General features: G+C 40.7%; 17 protein-coding genes. 13 read left to right on the top strand and 4 right to left on the bottom strand.

Going from position 1 to position 15,955, the window contains the following annotated elements; translation table 11 throughout:
- From FTU16_RS11620 to FTU16_RS11635, 4 genes are all read left to right on the top strand, one after another.
- Positions 1–1,646 (top strand): DUF2345 domain-containing protein (locus FTU16_RS11620; protein ID WP_180163308.1); only part of this gene is annotated, 1,646 nt, incomplete at its 5' end.
- Positions 1,647–2,438, top strand: a complete 792-nt coding sequence (locus FTU16_RS11625; RefSeq protein WP_067764051.1) for a hypothetical protein — start codon at positions 1,647–1,649, stop codon at positions 2,436–2,438.
- 128 nt (positions 2,439–2,566) lie between these two features.
- Positions 2,567–3,046, top strand: a complete 480-nt coding sequence (locus tag FTU16_RS11630; RefSeq protein ID WP_180163309.1) for a hypothetical protein — start codon at positions 2,567–2,569, stop codon at positions 3,044–3,046.
- A 341-nt stretch (positions 3,047–3,387) separates the two neighbouring features.
- Complete coding sequence (locus tag FTU16_RS11635; protein ID WP_180163310.1) at positions 3,388–3,765, top strand: hypothetical protein; 378 nt, start codon at positions 3,388–3,390, stop codon at positions 3,763–3,765.
- 230 nt (positions 3,766–3,995) lie between these two features.
- On the opposite strand, the gene FTU16_RS11640 is transcribed toward FTU16_RS11635, so the two are convergent.
- On the bottom strand, positions 3,996–5,708 hold the full coding sequence (locus FTU16_RS11640) for an electron transfer flavoprotein-ubiquinone oxidoreductase (protein ID WP_180163311.1): 1,713 nt from the start codon (positions 5,706–5,708) through the stop codon (positions 3,996–3,998).
- A gap of 194 nt (positions 5,709–5,902) precedes the next feature.
- On the opposite strand from FTU16_RS11640, the gene FTU16_RS11645 reads away from it, so the two are divergent.
- The 5 genes from FTU16_RS11645 to FTU16_RS11665 all read left to right on the top strand — a co-directional run bounded on the left by FTU16_RS11645 (position 5,903) and on the right by FTU16_RS11665 (position 10,338).
- Complete coding sequence (locus FTU16_RS11645) at positions 5,903–6,511, top strand: DUF1285 domain-containing protein (RefSeq protein WP_180163312.1); 609 nt, start codon at positions 5,903–5,905, stop codon at positions 6,509–6,511.
- A gap of 48 nt (positions 6,512–6,559) precedes the next feature.
- A complete protein-coding gene (murI, locus tag FTU16_RS11650; protein ID WP_180089039.1) occupies positions 6,560–7,444 on the top strand; it encodes a glutamate racemase in 885 nt (294 codons plus the stop codon).
- A 121-nt stretch (positions 7,445–7,565) separates the two neighbouring features.
- A complete protein-coding gene (locus FTU16_RS11655) occupies positions 7,566–8,594 on the top strand; it encodes a DUF4062 domain-containing protein (RefSeq protein ID WP_067764038.1) in 1,029 nt (342 codons plus the stop codon).
- A 65-nt stretch (positions 8,595–8,659) separates the two neighbouring features.
- The gene (gene hemH, locus FTU16_RS11660) at positions 8,660–9,673 is read left to right on the top strand and encodes a ferrochelatase (RefSeq protein WP_180163313.1); all 1,014 of its coding nucleotides are present in this window, start codon (positions 8,660–8,662) and stop codon (positions 9,671–9,673) included.
- Positions 9,674–9,693: 20 nt separating this feature from the next.
- On the top strand, positions 9,694–10,338 hold the full coding sequence (locus FTU16_RS11665; RefSeq protein ID WP_180132726.1) for an MBL fold metallo-hydrolase: 645 nt from the start codon (positions 9,694–9,696) through the stop codon (positions 10,336–10,338).
- Positions 10,339–10,425: 87 nt separating this feature from the next.
- Here FTU16_RS11665 and FTU16_RS11670 read toward each other — a convergent pair whose 3' ends face one another.
- Positions 10,426–10,611, bottom strand: coding sequence for a DNA gyrase inhibitor YacG (locus tag FTU16_RS11670; protein WP_078189771.1), 186 nt, complete (start codon positions 10,609–10,611; stop codon positions 10,426–10,428).
- Positions 10,612–10,694: 83 nt separating this feature from the next.
- Between FTU16_RS11670 and FTU16_RS11675 the strand changes: the two genes are divergently transcribed.
- From FTU16_RS11675 to FTU16_RS11685, 3 genes are all read left to right on the top strand, one after another.
- The gene (locus FTU16_RS11675; protein WP_180163347.1) at positions 10,695–11,345 is read left to right on the top strand and encodes a DUF938 domain-containing protein; all 651 of its coding nucleotides are present in this window, start codon (positions 10,695–10,697) and stop codon (positions 11,343–11,345) included.
- Positions 11,346–11,351: 6 nt separating this feature from the next.
- The gene (locus FTU16_RS11680; protein WP_180163314.1) at positions 11,352–12,557 is read left to right on the top strand and encodes a TIGR03862 family flavoprotein; all 1,206 of its coding nucleotides are present in this window, start codon (positions 11,352–11,354) and stop codon (positions 12,555–12,557) included.
- Positions 12,558–12,630: 73 nt separating this feature from the next.
- The gene (locus FTU16_RS11685) at positions 12,631–13,041 is read left to right on the top strand and encodes a GFA family protein (protein WP_180163315.1); all 411 of its coding nucleotides are present in this window, start codon (positions 12,631–12,633) and stop codon (positions 13,039–13,041) included.
- 77 nt (positions 13,042–13,118) lie between these two features.
- On the opposite strand, the gene FTU16_RS11690 is transcribed toward FTU16_RS11685, so the two are convergent.
- The gene (locus tag FTU16_RS11690; RefSeq protein WP_180163316.1) at positions 13,119–13,697 is read right to left on the bottom strand and encodes a hypothetical protein; all 579 of its coding nucleotides are present in this window, start codon (positions 13,695–13,697) and stop codon (positions 13,119–13,121) included.
- Positions 13,698–13,706: 9 nt separating this feature from the next.
- Positions 13,707–14,483 carry a class I SAM-dependent methyltransferase gene (locus FTU16_RS11695; protein ID WP_180163317.1) on the bottom strand — a complete coding sequence of 259 codons (777 nt, stop codon included), beginning with the start codon at positions 14,481–14,483 and terminating at the stop codon, positions 13,707–13,709.
- 116 nt (positions 14,484–14,599) lie between these two features.
- On the opposite strand from FTU16_RS11695, the gene FTU16_RS11700 reads away from it, so the two are divergent.
- Entirely contained in the window at positions 14,600–15,871 is a 1,272-nt protein-coding gene (locus tag FTU16_RS11700) for an alpha/beta fold hydrolase (protein WP_180163348.1), read from the top strand.
- The last annotated feature ends 84 nt before the right edge of the window (positions 15,872–15,955 follow it).

The raw sequence follows: 15,955 nt of genomic DNA on the forward strand, positions 1-15,955 counted from the left end.
AATTCTATAACCAAAATAACTTACCCAAAGATCTCACTGAACAGGTCAATCAACTGATTGAACAAAGCCAGTGGAATATTAAACCCATCCATGAACAGGCCGAGCGTCAGGCCAATCAGCTCACATTGCAACGCCGCAATATTGCGACCGTTCCTGAATATAACCCACTCGAACACCGTCCAAGCACCCATCCGCAACGTGCCAAAGTCGTTGGGCCAAGCGGTGAAGAAATACATGTCGATGAATGGGGGCGTATCAAAGTCCGCTTCTTATTTACCCGTGGTGATGACCACAGCCATGATGGCGGTGCAGGTAGTAATGACAATGATACGGATTCTGCATGGGTAGATGTGCTTACCCCATGGGCCGGTGAAGGCTATGGTGCACGTTTCTTACCACGTATTAATGAAATCGTGGTCATCGATTTCTTTGACGGCAATATCGACCGACCATTTGTGGTGGGGCGCATACATGAAGCAAAGCGCAGTCCAACCCAATTTGATAGTAAAGGCAAACTACCTGAGACCAAAAAACTGGCTGGAATAAAAAGTAAGGAAGTCCAAGGTGAAGGCTTTGGACAACTTCGCTTTGATGACACGACTGGACAAATCTCAACACAATTACAAAGTACCCATGGCGCCACTCAGCTCAACCTAGGGAACCTCAGTCATCCCAAAGAAACCGCAGAAAGTGAGGGAAGAGGCGAAGGCTTTGAACTGAGAACCGACCAATGGGGTGCAGTGCGTGCAGGACAGGGGCTACTTGTTAGTACACACCCACAACAACAAGCAGCAGCAATGCACCTCGACGCACAAGCGGCGAAAGAACAAATCGAAGCCAACTTAAACAGCAGTAAAGCCTTAAGTGAAGTGGCGAAAAACCAGCAAACTGACCCGCTTGAAGTCTTAGATAATCTGAAAAACTTCCTTGGCCAAATCGAAAAAGGCAGTAAAGAAAAAGCTGATGCCTTTAAACAAGCCTTAATGATTTTATCTGCACCAAACTCCATTGCTGTGAGTAGTCAGGAAGATATTCATCTTTCAGCGGATGGGCAGATCAGCCAAAGTGCAGGCGATAGCATCAACCTCAGTAGCCAAAAATCCTTGATTGCCCATGCACAAAACAAGATCAGTCTATTTGCAGCACAAGAAAGCTTAAGAGCTTATGCTGGTAAAGGCAAAGTTGAAATCCAAGCGCAAGGAGATGGGGCGGATCTGATTGCCCGAAAAGGTATTCAAATTATTTCCACGGAAGATAAAGTTGAAATCAAAGCAAGCAAAAAAATTGTTTTAGTTGCTGGTGGTAGTCAGATTGAAATTAGTAGTGCGGGTGTATTGCCTACTACTAGCGGTAAGTTTGAGGTGAAGGCAGGGCAGCATAAGTTTGTGGGGCCTCAACAAGTAAATGTTCCAATCACAACCTTGCCAAATGAACTGAAAAGCTTCAGTCAACAAATTAAGGTCATAGATCATACTCAAAAAATAATGCCAAATGAAAAATATGTGATTGTAAAACCAAATGGAGAATACTTGGCTGGAATAAGTGACATTAACGCAATGACAAAACGTATTTTTACTCAGCAGAAGGAAAAATTAAGAATTTTGGTTGGTCAAGATGCTGAAGATTTTTTAAAGGATAATAATTAAATGAGTCAAATGGTTGATACACAAGAAGGAAAGCCTGAAACTGAAATTAAAATTGATAATTATTCTTTGTTGGTTGGATTTGAAGCAAATTTAGCAGAAACAGCTTTTGTTGAACGCAAAGTAGGTATTTTAAAAAATAAAGTTGAAAAAGTTCAAATTTTGCAAGGGGAGGGTAGTGATTATGGCCATGCTTTCTTTTACATAACCAAAAATAATGTTGTGGAGGCCTTTTTTAGTTTTGGCCCAACAGAAGAGTTGGGAGATATAGAATATAAAAAAGGTGAAGAAGAGATAGACGGAAATGAAAAAATTTATGCAAATGGATACGTAAATAAAAGGCCAAGTACAACTTCTTATTTAATTTATGAAGTTGTTCAAATATTTAAAATAAATATCACGGAAAAAAAATTTCATAAAATTAAACAAAAAGTAGCAAAAGTTGAAGCGGCAGTGCTTAAAGGAAAACCTTATAATGTAATTTTGAATGATACCTGTGCTGAAGAAGCAGAAGATATTTTAGATGATGTCATTGATGACTTGCCAAATGGAAAAGGATACATTGAAATTGATGGAAAAATTCCCCCTTTTAGGGTGGTAAATCCATATATGTGGTGTAGTCAATTTTATAAAAAATATGGAGATAATGCTTACATTTATCCTGAATATCCCGAGGATGGTAAAGGTGTCGATTTATTTGATGCTGATGGTGAGCATGATTTCAGTGTATCATCGTGGAAGTTGGAAAATGGTCAACTTGATCCTTTGTTTGAGAATGGCTATTACGAAAATTAATTTCAAATCATACTTGTAAGGGATATGGAATGCGTATTTTTTTACTAGTAATCGTATGGGTAAGTACTAGTTTTTTCGGCTGTTATGCAAATAATAGTGTTAATGATAAGTCGATAAATGGATTGAATATGAATAATGAATTTATTTCAAAAAATAATATTAATTACCAATTATTAATTGAAAGAATTATTTTTTGTGTAAAAAATGGAGATTTTAATAAATCAGATTTAATGCTTGGTAAGTTAGAAATTTTAGCCCACAAAAATAATAACTTTAAGAAGGAGCAAGGAGTATATTTTAATATCCCGAACTTTCCAGACTTGCAAGTTAATTTAATTAAAAATGTTGGTGATTCTGAATGGAGTGTTATTAAATTACATAGTAAAAATGTATTTTATACTAAATTTATCCCAAATTTTAATGACAATTTTTTTGAAAATAATAGTTCTTTAAATTTTAAGAAAATTGATTTTGACTCAAGATTAAGTAATTATAGGTATATATATTCTTATGAGGGATTGTTTGATGTTATATTTATTGTAAAATCTGAACAATATAGAAAACAGAAGTATCCTAATAACTTTCAAGCGTTTGAAATAAGAAGGTAGTTGATTTTTTTATAATAATTTAAAATTAACCCGCCTAAGCGGGTTTGTTGTCTCAAGCAAACTCAATATTTTATAGACTTATAAGTTTATTAAATAAAGATATTGGGTTTAAAGCTATCATTTTAAATTTTTGGTGAAATTAAATTACTTGTTTTAAAAAAATAATACTTAAATATAGATGTAGTATTTGATTGAGCTACAGTATTTTAGGTCAGAATAAATTATAATGTGATGGCTAAAAAATGATTATCTCATCATCCTGATAATGCATATTTTCAAAGTGATGCTGTTCAGTATGATCAATATAGGGTTACTCAAATTAGAGAGAGTAGGCCATTAAAATGAAGAAGAATATATTAGTTTTTATGATGCTCATTAGCTCGCATGTATATGCTGATGACGAAAAAATAGCATATTTATACGAGAAAAATAAACAAGTGCTTTTTTTAGGTGGGTGTAATAGGGGGATTTTCCCATTTAATAGTACTGATTTTTCTAAAATAAAAGATCTAACTTTAAAATATAAGTTGGAAAAAATTCATCGAAATCATGAAGAGCCGACATCGTTTAATTTTCTGATCGAAAATAAGGAAATTACAATGTACGGTGGAGGAGATGAAGTTGTAAGTAAGCTTTGTAATATGGAAAGTTCTAGAGAAATTAAAATTAATTATTATAAAATTGAAGGGTCTAAAAAAATTATATTACTATATAGATGAAATTTAAATTTGTATTTAGGCTTAGTGAGGTTATTTATTTTAATTATTTATAAAATATCTAAATCTAGTGGATATAAAATAATACATTGATAATTATTTTAAATGAAATACTTATGAAATTCATTTTTTATAGGAATTAGTTTTTTTGTAATAATATTTATTTAAAGAGTGTGATTGTCTATTAAAAAATAAACCCGCATTAAGCGGGTTTATTTCAATCTCAAAAGAGATTACATATTAGGATAATTAGGACCACCGCCACCCTCAGGTGTTACCCAAGTAATGTTTTGAGACGGATCTTTGATGTCACACGTTTTACAGTGTACACAGTTGGCCGCGTTAATTTGGAAACGTTTAGAACCGTCATTCTCTTCCATAATTTCATAAACACCAGCAGGGCAGTAGCGCTGAGCAGGCTCATCCCATTTTGGTAAGTTCACATTTACAGGAATAGACGCATCTGTCAGTTTCAAGTGAGCAGGCTGGTTCTCTTCGTGAACGGTATTCGATACGAATACTGAAGACAAACGGTCAAATGTAATTTTACCATCTGGTTTTGGATAATTCGGTTTGAAGTTCGCAGCATCGACAGTTTTTAAAGCGCTGAAGTCGGGCTGTAAGTCATGCAGCGTGAACGGCACTTTAAAGATGTTTTGATCAACAAAGTTGAACGCACCACCCATCCATTGACCAAACTTATGCATAGCAGGGCCGAAGTTACGAGAGTTATATAACTCTTCTTTCAACCAACTTTTGTTGAACTTGTCTGTGTACGCAGTTAACTCTTTAGCGAAGAAGTCTTCACCTTCAGTCACACGTGCAATGGCAAGGTCACCACCTTTTTCCACACCCGCAGCAATCGCTTCAAATACAGCTTCACCGCACAGCATGCCTGATTTCATTGCTGTATGAGAGCCTTTGATTTTTGCAAAGTTTAGGAAACCTGCGTCATCACCAATTAAGCTACCACCTGGGAAAGTGAATTTAGGTAGTGAGTTGAAGCCACCTTTTACAACCGCACGTGCGCCATAAGAAATACGCTTACCACCCTCAAGATATTGCTTGATCAGTGGATGTGTTTTCCAGCGCTGCATTTCCATAAATGGATACATGTGTGGATTGGTGTATGACAAGTCAACGATCATACCCAAAGTCACTTGGTTGTTTTCAGCGTGGTATAACCACCAACCGCCTGAAGAACCTGTTTCATTTAAAGGCCAACCTGCACCGTGCATCACCAAACCTGGCTTGTGTTTAGCAGGATCGATTTCCCAAAGTTCTTTAATACCAATACCGTAATGTTGCGGATCAGCATCTTTATCTAAATTGAACTGAGCAATCAGACGTTTACCCAAATGACCACGACAGCCTTCAGCAAATAATGTGTATTTGGCATGCAGTTCATAGCCAGGAGTAAAGTTATGCGTTGGTTCGCCATCTTTACCAATGCCCATGTCACCAGTCTGAATACCTTTCACAGTACCATCTTCATGGTAAAGGATTTCAGACGCGGCAAAGCCTGGGAAAATAGACACTTCTAATTCTTCAGCTTTAGCGCCCAACCAACGAACCACGTTACCTAACGAAATAACATAGTTGCCATCGTTATGCATGGTTTTAGGCACCATCCAATGCGGTGCTTCTTGTGATTTTTCATCAGACAATAAGAAATAGGTTTTGTCTTCAGTGACAGGCACATTTAACGGTGCGCCTTGTTCTTTCCAATCTGGGAACAACTCATTCATCGCGCGGGGTTCAAGCACAGCACCCGATAGAATATGCGCACCCACTTCGGAGCCCTTTTCCACGACACAAACGGACAGATCGTTTAGGTTATTTTCAATTGCAAGTTGACGAATTTTAATCGCAGCAGATAGGCCGGCAGGACCTGCACCGACGATAACTACGTCAAACTCCATCGATTCACGTTCGATGTGTTCCATGTAGGACTCCTCATATTTCGGAAGGTGGCATCCATTCAATTCATTTAAATGGTGCTGCCATGAGTGTTCTTAATGCCCAGACACAATTTTTCTATCGTGTCTTTGATATTGTGGGCTAGTATAGTTTTAAACCGAGTTCTAGCCAATTGGCTGAATCATATTATTTTTCCGTCACTAAGGTATTTATTAGGCGGATGAAGCAGCAATTGAACGAAAACCCGACGAAAAAATTCATTAATAGGGATGATAGAAATTTAATGAACATTGCACAATACTTAAAAGATGGACAGTCCGGTCACAAAAGGTCAATCCCCCCATTAGATCAATGGCATCCAAAGCATTGTGGTGCAATGGATCTGAAGGTTTTAGCCAACGGAGAATGGTGGCACGATGGTCAATTGATCAAACGCCAAGCGCTTATTGACTTGTTCTCGACAGTACTATGGAAAGAAGACAGCAAGTTCTATTTAAAGACCCCAGTCGAGCAAATTGAAATACAGGTGGAAGATGAGCCTTTATTTGTTAATCAAGTCGATACGCTTGAGCTAGAAAACAAGCGCTATATCCAGTTTACGACCACAACACAAGACGTGATTGTTGTGGATGATGAACATCCTATTTTTATGCGTGAATATCAAGGTGAATTGCGCCCTTATGTACATGTGCGTTTTGGAATTAATGCACTGATCCAGCGTGCCGCATTCTTTCATTTGGTTGAGATGGGTGAACTGCTTGAAAATGAAAAAGGTGAATCCATTTTAGTGTTACAAAGTGGTGATTTGCGCTTGCAATTAGGCACCTGAGGTTTAAGCTTTCCACCTTGTCATTCTGAACAATATATAAGTGACCCTATGACCGCCATTCACCCCATTTACCCACTGGATGTACCCATGCCGAAAGCTGGCGCAGATGCACCGATCGGTTTATTTGATTCGGGGATTGGTGGCTTATCTGTGGCTTTAGAAATTGCGCGCTACTTGCCGAATGAACGCATTGTGTATTATGCCGATACTGCACATGTACCCTATGGGCCACGTGATGATCAAAATATACGTGAGTTGACTGCACATGCCATAGAGTGGTTATACCGCCAAGGCTGTAAAGTCGCTGTCGTGGCATGTAACACGGCATCTGCTTTTAGTTTGGATTATTTGCGTGAACATTATGGGGAGAACTTCCCCATTATTGGTTTAGTTCCTGCGTTAAAGCCTGCCGTTCTGCAAACAAAAAGTAAAACAGTGGCTGTTCTTGCAACACCTGCGACATTTCGTGGAAAGTTGATTAAAGATGTGATGCATCGTTTTGCTGAACCTGCAGGGGTGCAAGTTTTGTCAGTGACCAGTCTGGAATTGGTGCCCTTTGTTGAAGCAGGTGCGCAAATGACTGAGCCTTGCCTGCAGACATTAACCGAGATATTACAGCCAGTTGTAGATGCCGGTGCAGATTATTTAGTGCTTGGATGTACGCATTACCCCTTCCTAAAATCGGCAATTCAGTATATTTTTGGTCAGAAGCTGACATTAATTGACTCAGGTTTTGCAGTTGCACGACAAACAGCCCGAATTTTGATTAAAAATGAGTTATTATTTGATCAGAAAAGAGAAAATTGTTTGCGTATAGAATGCTATGTCAGTGGCAATAATGCGGAAAATTTAAAACCGGTTGTGGCGCGCCTGATTCAAGATGATATTTCTTGGAACATTGCCAACATCGGACTTATAAGTTCAGAAGACTAAATCAGTCATTTTGGACAACGTTAAATGAAAAAATTAGTTTTTTATTGGGGTAGTCATGTCGCATTTTCCAGCTAAGATCAATTCGATGCTGAGTGCGTTATGCAGCGGGAGAGGATCACTAATGCTCGATAAGCGTTATCAAGTATTCATTTCCACATCTGGTAGCGAAATGCAGCCAGAACGGATCATTTTGGCTCAGACGCTTGTAGGAATGGGGTTTTTCTCATGGGGGCTAGAACAACGCACACCATTGAGCACTGCTTTTGCACGTCGTCAAATTGACGATTGTGACTATGTGATGATTTTATTGGGCAGTCAATACGGTGAGCAGTCTGTGTCTGGTGTGGGCTATATGCACCTTGAATACATCTATGCGGTGACCAAGCAAAAACCTGTCATTGTGTTTATGCATGATGATCCAGATTCACGTGATGATGCGTTACATGATGCTAAACCTGAACTTCGTGAAAAATTTAAAGAATTTAGAAAACTATTACAAAATGAAGTTGATCAAGTTTTTACCTATCGTAGTTTGCGTGATTTAGAAATGGCAGTTCGATTGAACATGCCACAAATGCTAGAACGCTATCCTGTTACAGGTTGGGTGCGCCCACAGAATACTCAAGCTTTACATGATGAAATTGATCGTTTAAAAGCCCAGTTAGTTCAACTCGAAACAGAGTCTGGAAAACGCGAAGTTGATCCATTCCTATCTTTACCAAAAGTGTCGATGCATGAACTATTTTCATTTGAATACCGCATGCACGCTTATCAAGATGGTAATTTCAAAGAATTAAAAGTACAGAAGAAAATGACGTGGGCGCAGCTCTTGTCGATTTTAGGCGCAACCTTTGTTAATCCAACCCCTGAAGAATTCTTCTCTAAACGAATGAATGAGTTTTTGAATGAAACAGGTTTGGATGATGCTCGTATTGAGATGCCGCGTGCACATGCGGTTGCGCGGGCACAAGTGAATATTCGTGCTTTACACAGCATTAAAAGCCAGATGCGGCAGAATGACTGGATTGTGCCCAATGGCCGAGATGACCGTCAGCGGATGTTGTGGCAAGTGACAAGTAAAGGTCAAAAATTACTAGAAAGTAATTTGCTAGATAATGATCGAGTTTTTCAATTTAAATCTGCATATTAATCTATTTTATTAAATAGATAAAAAGCTGCTACATTAGCGTCATTCAAATTGATGGAAAAAGCGTAATGTTGCCTGTCGAGAAAGCTAAAGTCACCATTATTCTGGCGAATCTAGGTACGCCTGATGCGCCAACTGTGCCCGCAGTGCGTCGTTTTCTGCAACAGTTTTTGTCAGATCAGCGGGTGATTGAAATCCCGAAACCGATATGGCAAATCATTCTACGTTTGTTCATTTTGCCATTTCGACCAAAGCGTGTGGCGCATGCCTATGAAATGGTTTGGGGCAATGATTCGCCCATGCGTGAAATTTTATTTGAGCAAGTCGCCGCAGTAAAACAGCATCTCACAGCAAAATATCCAGAATTTGAACTAAATGTGATTCCGGCCATGACTTATGGTAATCCGGGGATTTCTGCCGCTTTAGCGCAATTGGCTGAGCAGCCACAAGACCACATCGTCCTGTTTCCACTATTCCCACAATATTCAGCAACATCGACTGCGCCGCTATATGATGCGATCGCACAATGGATTCCGCAGCAACGTAATTTACCGGGTCTGAGCATTATTCGTGACTATTACCAGCATCCTGTGTTTATACAGGCCTTGGCGCAAAGTGTGCGTGATTATCAAGCTAAACATGGTGTACCAGATAAATTATTGATGTCATTCCACGGTATTCCACAGCCTTATGCCGATAAAGGTGATCCCTATGCAGATCGTTGCCGTGTGACTGGGCATTTGGTTGCAAAAGCCTTGGGTTTAACTGCTGAACAGTATGAAATTAGTTTCCAATCGCGTTTTGGTAAGCAAGAGTGGGTGAAGCCTTATACCGATGCCACCTTAGAAGCATGGGGCAAACAAGGCGTGAAATCGGTACAGGTCATGAGCCCAGCATTTTCAGCGGATTGTTTGGAAACGCTAGAAGAGTTGGCGCTGCAAAATGCTGAAATTTTCCAAGCAGCAGGAGGTGGCGAATATGGTTATATTCCCGCATTAAATGCGCGGGATGATCATGTTGGATTGCTCAATTTGTTACTTCAAGCTAATCTTGATGCCTTAAAGCAAACATTAGCCCATTAACGCCTTGAGGTTGTCGCCCTATGTTGCAAGTTAAAATCGTGCCCGTCACGGCATTTCAACAAAACTGTTCCATTGTTTGGGACTCTGAGTCGAAAGAAGCGGTCTTGATTGATGCAGGGGGAGAGCCGGAAAAATTAAAAGCCGAAGTTGAAGCGCTCGGTTTAACGGTCAAAGCCTTGTGGTTAACGCATGGCCATTTAGACCATGCGGGTGCGGTTGGGGCATTAACCCAAGCATGGAATGTTCCGGTGATTGGCCCGCATAAAGAAGATGCATTTTGGCTCGACATGATTCAAGATGTATCAGCCAAATATGGCTTTCCGATCCCTGAAAATGTCCATGTGACTCAGTGGTTAGAAGGTGGCGAAACACTGAAACTGGGTGAAGAAGAGTTTGAAGTACGTTTTGCACCGGGGCATACACCAGGCCACGTTATGTTCTATAACGCTAAATATGGGGTGTTATGGACAGGTGATGTATTATTTAAAGGTTCTATCGGCCGTACTGACTTTCCGCGTGGCAATCATCAGCAGCTATTAGACTCGATTCAACGCGAATGCTTTAGTTTACCTGACGATACTCAGTTTATTTCTGGGCATGGGCCAATGAGTACCATTGGTTATGAAAAGCAGCACAATCCTTTTGTTGCAAGTAAAGCGGGTTAAGCAATATGCTTTAACTGGATTCGGTAAAATAAAAAAAGGTCTACTAGGTTAGACCTTTTTTTATATTTAAATCTGAGCTAAACGTATTTAGAACTGATCTTCTTCACGGCCGCCATCAGCCTGAGGTGCATCTTGTGTCGGCAGACGATATTCATCATTGGCCCATGCACCGAGATCAATCAATTTGCAACGATCTGAGCAAAACGGGCGATATTCATTATTTTCCCAAGTCGTCAATGCGCCGCAGCGTGGACAATTCATGGTGGTGGGCATGCTTAACTCCAGCAAAAACGGATGATTCAATTAGGCAAATACAGTCGCAGTTGTTAGACTTATGCCGTTCTGTTTAGTTTGATCTGTTTATGCCTATTCGTCAATTTCAAGCGCAGCGTATGCATGCTCCCCGTGATTTTCAATCCATTCAGCCAACTCCAATTTGTGTGGAAATTGGTGCAGGCAAAGGAAAGCACGCCTTATTATTCACTGCACAACATCCTGAATTTCAGTTGATCGCAGTAGAGCGCACCCGTGAAAAATTTGTGGCAATGCAAAAGCAGCATCAACTTGAGGGGCAAAACAATTTAACTCCAATTCATGCTGATGCATTACCTTGGGTAGTACATGCCTTACATCCTGCGCAAGTACAGCAATTCTTTATTTTGTATCCAAACCCTGAACCGCATAATCCTGCACAGCGCTGGTTAAATATGCCGTTTTTTGAATTTCTATTGTCGCGTTTGCAGCCGGGTGGTCAGATTACCTTGGCGAGTAATATTCCTGAATATATTGAGGAAGCGCAGCAGCAGTTAATCGATGTTTGGAAGCTACCTTTTGTCAAAGAACGCATTGCAGAGACTTCAGCACGTACACACTTTGAGATTAAATATCTAGAACGTGGTGAACTCTGTCAGCAGTTAATCATTACCAAGCCTGTAGATTACACCACACGTTTTGATGATTTTCAGCCTTTACAGGGACAAAATCCTGTCAAAGAACAGGCGGAATAATTGGGCATGACTCAGCGTATTGCAATTATTGGTGCAGGTCCTGCGGGATTGATGGCGGCGGAAGTGCTTAGCCAATTTGACTATGACATTCATGTTTATGAGCAAAAACCGTCGGCAGCGCGAAAATTTTTAATGGCTGGCAAGACAGGGCTGAATATTTCGCATGCAGAACCCATTGAACAATTTGTGCAGCGCTATGATCAAGTGGAATGGCTGAGCCCATGGGTTAAGCAGTGGGATGCAGCATGGATTCAACAATGGATGATGGGACTGGGTATTGAAACCTATATTGGTTCATCGGGTCGGGTATTTCCTATTGAAATGAAAGCTGCGCCTTTGCTGCGTTCATGGTTAAAACGTCTCAGTCTCGACGGGGTGCAGTTTCATTATCGACATCAAGTTTTGGACTTACAGTCCAATCAGCTGACGATTCAAAACCTTGTTGATGGATCAAATCAAGCGTTTGGCTTTGATGCGATTATTATGGCATGTGGCGCAGTGTCTTGGTCACGTTTAGGCAGTGATGGCGCATGGCAAAAATGGCTGCAGCCTGAGTGTATTGAAGCTTTTCAGGCCAGTAATGCCGGTGTGGAACGCGTTTGGTCGAAGTTCATGCAACCCGTGTTTGGACAGCCTTTAAAGCGGGTCAATGCATGGGTCGATCAAGCCGAGCCGACCCAAGGCGATATCATTATTTCACACTATGGACTGGAAAGTGGATTGATCTACAAACAAGGTCGAGCTTTGCGTCAACAGGTGAAATCTGCTCAGCCCATGCAGCTCACTTTGGACTTATTGCCAGACCAAAGTATTGAGCAATTGGCAAAGAAATTACAGCCTTCGAAGAAGCAATCTTTAACCAATGTTTGGCGTAAAGCCGGTTTAGATGTGGCGAGAGCTGCGCTGGTCCGTGAACTTGTGGATAAATCTTTGTGGCATAAGCCTGCATTACTTGCTGCGAAAATTAAACATTTAGATATTCAACTCGATGGATTTCGCCCGATAGATGAGGCGATTAGCTGCGCAGGTGGTGTGAAGCGTTCAGTCCTAAATGATGGCTTACAATTGAAGAGCAATCCTGCAGTATTTGCTTGCGGTGAAATGTTGGATTGGGATGCGCCTACTGGAGGCTATTTACTGACAGCATGCCTTGCGACCGGTCGAGCAGCAGGTGAAGGGGTTCAAAACTATCTGGTTTCTTTGCAGAACTAAGCGCTTCAAATTGTCACAATCTTGCTGAGGAGTTGTGATATTTTGAGATGAAATTCTTCTAAGAAAGACCACTATGCGCGTACAAGAACAATATACCGGAAGCTGCTTGTGTGGAGCGGTTTGTTATGAGATCAATGGTCCGATTGGTGAAATCGTGCAATGTCATTGTTCTCGGTGTAGAAAAGCCAATGGTACAGCATTTGCGACCAATGCCCCGATTGCTAAAGCAGATTTTAAAATTGTGGCTGGTGAGCAGTTTCTGAAACAGTATGCGTCCACGGCCACTACGCAGCGCTGTTTTTGTAGTGAGTGTGGTTCGCCGATCATCAGTATTAAGGCTGAAACGCCTGATTATTACCGCCTACGTATAGGTACCTTAGATACGCCTCTGACGCAGAAACCGACCTGTCATATCTTTGTCGCATCCAAAGCTGAATGGGACAGTATTCATGATGATTTACCGCAATATGCAGAGCGTCCTTAATTTTTTGCGTTGTATTTCTAAATAAAAAAGGGTTCACGTGGAACCCTTTTTGTTTAAGTCATTTTTCGACTTTTAATTTATTGAGCTTGAGCAGGATGTTTAAGCTCGGGATATTGTTCTTGCCAATGTCCCAATTGTTCTTGAGCATGAATAAACTGACCGAGACCTTTGACACTGTCACTTGGATTTTTTAACTCGCCATCGGCTGCTTGATTTTTCTCACGATAAATTTGTGATTGATTGTCCCAATATTGATACATCAAGCCTTGAATATAACGGCCTTGCTCAGTTTTCATTTCGAGTTCTTTGAGCATATTCAGCGCCGACTGGATGTTGTCACGCTTACGCTGTGTAGCAAATTCATCAGTGAGTTTGCCTTCCTCACGCAGTTTCATCAGCTCATCTTCCATCTCATCGCTAATTTGACTAAAGCTCTCGTCATATTGCGTCAGTAGCGTTAAGTCGTGTAGATCATCTGGGGTCTTGGCAAAGTTTTTAATAGGATCACTATTTAGCTCTTTCATGATTTGATCATCGGAACTGATTTCACTATTTTGTTCCACCGTTTTAGATGATTTTTCACATGCAGTGAGTCCTAGCACCGTACCCATGAGGAAGATGACACAGAGTTTTTTAAAAGAGATTGGCAAGAGCATAATCGTGTCCTAATGTGTTTTTCTAAAGATATAGACATGCGTGATATACGGAAAATCAATGAAATCCTGTGCAGTCTTTTGGGTTGATTCAGCCACGATATTTTCAAATTGTTGTTTCAGTTTTTGTTGTCCATCCAGGCTTAACGCTGCAATAAAACTGGTGGACAATAATCGTTTGGAAACCACGTGTTCCACTGTACCATGATGCAATTGTTGAAAGGTGGTTTCGGCAATTAATTTAAATGTTTGCTGCTGCTCAAACACTTTTTGCCATTGCCCACTATGATAACGTGGTGTGTCACCTTCGAGTTCACTCAAGACATCAGCGAGTTGTTTGACCCAATTGACTTGGATATCACGCTGGTTCCAAATCAATACAAGATCTCCATTGGGAACTAAGATACGACTGATTTCATTGAGGGTTTCAGGGGTGGCAAACCAATGAAATGATTGGGCACAAAATACCGCTGCCACAGAATGATCATGCAGTGGAATCTGATCACTTTGGGCGGCTAAAGTTGCAATATGCGGATGTTTTTTCTGCAATTGTTGCAGCATTTCATGCACAGGTTCGATCGCGGTGATATTTTCACTGAGTGGACGAATATACTCGAGAAATTTGCCTGTACCTGAGCCTAAGTCCACCAAATGGGCTTGAGGGGCTAAAGCTAAATGTTGTTGTAGCCATGCACTGATTTCAATCGGGTAGTCAGGGCGGGCTTGTTGATAGAGTTCAGCTGCAGAGCTAAAGCCTGGTTGTGCGGCAGGATGTATTGAATGTGTCATATTCTGCACTTTTTAATCTGTATGGCCTCTATAAAATAGCATATTCGGAATAAATTAAACTTTGAATGCAACAAGGAAGGAAAAGCGTGACGCAACAAGGACTGGAGCAAAGTACAATGGAAAAGCACATCATTTTTGAAGATGATCAAATTCGTGTCATTTTTCAGCCTGGCAGTTCTCGTGAGCTTATTTTCTCCTTCGGTGATTTGATTACCCGTGCCAAGGGCTTGAGCATCAATGCCGAGAAGTCTTTGCAAAAATATGATTTTAATGTGATCGGTGTGATGCCGAAACAAAAATCGTGGTTTCCAGCATCATCAATGCAGCCGATGTATCAAGCCATCAAGCCGATCCTCGAACAATTTGATCTGCGTATTGCTTATGGTGGTTCCATGGGCGGCTATGCTGCCATTAAGTATGCCAGCTTATTTGGTTTTCAGCGCGTGGTCAGTATGGTGCCGCAGTACTCCATAGACCCTGAAGACATTGTCGATACACGCTATGGCATGTTCTTTCAACCCAATCTGCATGCCAATATGCGGGTACTTGCTGAAGACGTATCGACTACACGCGAATATATCGTGGTGTATGATCCTTATTGTCCAGAAGATCGCGCACACTTTGAAAAACTACAGGCCTTAATTCCGCATGTGCATGTGTTACATCTGCCGTTTACAGGGCATGATGCCATTGCGGTATTGGCGAGTTCTGAACTGTTAAATGATTTCTTGAGACATCCTTTTGATGCGCCGTATTTTTATCAAAAAATGCGTCGGGTTAAGAAAAACAGCAAATTTTATTATCGAAAAGTCATCGAAAATTTACTGACACGCCATCGTGATGCCTTGGGTGAAATTTTAAAAAGCAATTCGTTTCAGCTTGACCCTCAGTTTTTTGATGCCAAACAAAAACAAACCTTATTACGGGTATTGTTTAATAACAAACAAGTCAGTGAGCAAGATCTGCAAAAGTTGGGGATCACGACCTTTTTACCACAGGAAAATCGTAGCCTACTACTCGACCAGTTTGAACATGGTTTAGTGTTTAATGTGATTAGCCAAAAAATTGAAAGCTATGCAGCCGGTGTGATTGCGCTGAACCATAAGTTTTTGATTCCTTTACAGCCAAAAGGCACAGGTCTAGTTTACGTCCAAGTCCAAGATGAGCGTTACATGGTGGTGATGAATGACCGTCAGGTAATGAAATTGGTCTTAGCTCAAGACGAGCTTGCGACTGGTATGCATCCGATTTTAATGCAGAAATATGTGGGCTATTACACGCTGAACTATAAAGAACTACGTTTGAGTAGCGATGAATTTGGTCAAGTCTTCTTTGTGGAAAATGCCGATGCATCTTGTCAATTCGTGGTGCAACCCGAACAAATTTAAGCGCGACATTTAGTTGAAAATCCAAAGCTTGCTAATTTGTAGGAAGGGATTATGATGAAAGAAAGGTAGTATGAAAAACAATCA

The sequence above is a fragment of the Acinetobacter sp. YH12069 genome (assembly GCF_013419675.1).
Lineage (GTDB): Bacteria > Pseudomonadota > Gammaproteobacteria > Pseudomonadales > Moraxellaceae > Acinetobacter > Acinetobacter amyesii.

Bases quoted from the DNA above. Each gene is read 5' to 3' on its own strand.
- FTU16_RS11625 (WP_067764051.1), top strand. From the start codon at position 1,647: ATGAGTCAAATGGTTGATACACAAGAAGGAAAGCCTGAAACTGAAATT.
- FTU16_RS11630 (WP_180163309.1), top strand. From the start codon at position 2,567: ATGAATAATGAATTTATTTCAAAAAATAATATTAATTACCAATTATTA.
- FTU16_RS11635 (WP_180163310.1), top strand. From the start codon at position 3,388: ATGAAGAAGAATATATTAGTTTTTATGATGCTCATTAGCTCGCATGTA.
- FTU16_RS11640 (WP_180163311.1), bottom strand. From the start codon at position 5,708: ATGGAACACATCGAACGTGAATCGATGGAGTTTGACGTAGTTATCGTC.
- FTU16_RS11645 (WP_180163312.1), top strand. From the start codon at position 5,903: ATGAAGCAGCAATTGAACGAAAACCCGACGAAAAAATTCATTAATAGG.
- murI (WP_180089039.1), top strand. From the start codon at position 6,560: ATGACCGCCATTCACCCCATTTACCCACTGGATGTACCCATGCCGAAA.
- FTU16_RS11655 (WP_067764038.1), top strand. From the start codon at position 7,566: ATGCTCGATAAGCGTTATCAAGTATTCATTTCCACATCTGGTAGCGAA.
- hemH (WP_180163313.1), top strand. From the start codon at position 8,660: ATGTTGCCTGTCGAGAAAGCTAAAGTCACCATTATTCTGGCGAATCTA.
- FTU16_RS11665 (WP_180132726.1), top strand. From the start codon at position 9,694: ATGTTGCAAGTTAAAATCGTGCCCGTCACGGCATTTCAACAAAACTGT.
- FTU16_RS11670 (WP_078189771.1), bottom strand. From the start codon at position 10,611: ATGCCCACCACCATGAATTGTCCACGCTGCGGCGCATTGACGACTTGG.
- FTU16_RS11680 (WP_180163314.1), top strand. From the start codon at position 11,352: ATGACTCAGCGTATTGCAATTATTGGTGCAGGTCCTGCGGGATTGATG.
- FTU16_RS11685 (WP_180163315.1), top strand. From the start codon at position 12,631: ATGCGCGTACAAGAACAATATACCGGAAGCTGCTTGTGTGGAGCGGTT.
- FTU16_RS11690 (WP_180163316.1), bottom strand. From the start codon at position 13,697: ATGCTCTTGCCAATCTCTTTTAAAAAACTCTGTGTCATCTTCCTCATG.
- FTU16_RS11695 (WP_180163317.1), bottom strand. From the start codon at position 14,483: ATGACACATTCAATACATCCTGCCGCACAACCAGGCTTTAGCTCTGCA.
- FTU16_RS11700 (WP_180163348.1), top strand. From the start codon at position 14,600: ATGGAAAAGCACATCATTTTTGAAGATGATCAAATTCGTGTCATTTTT.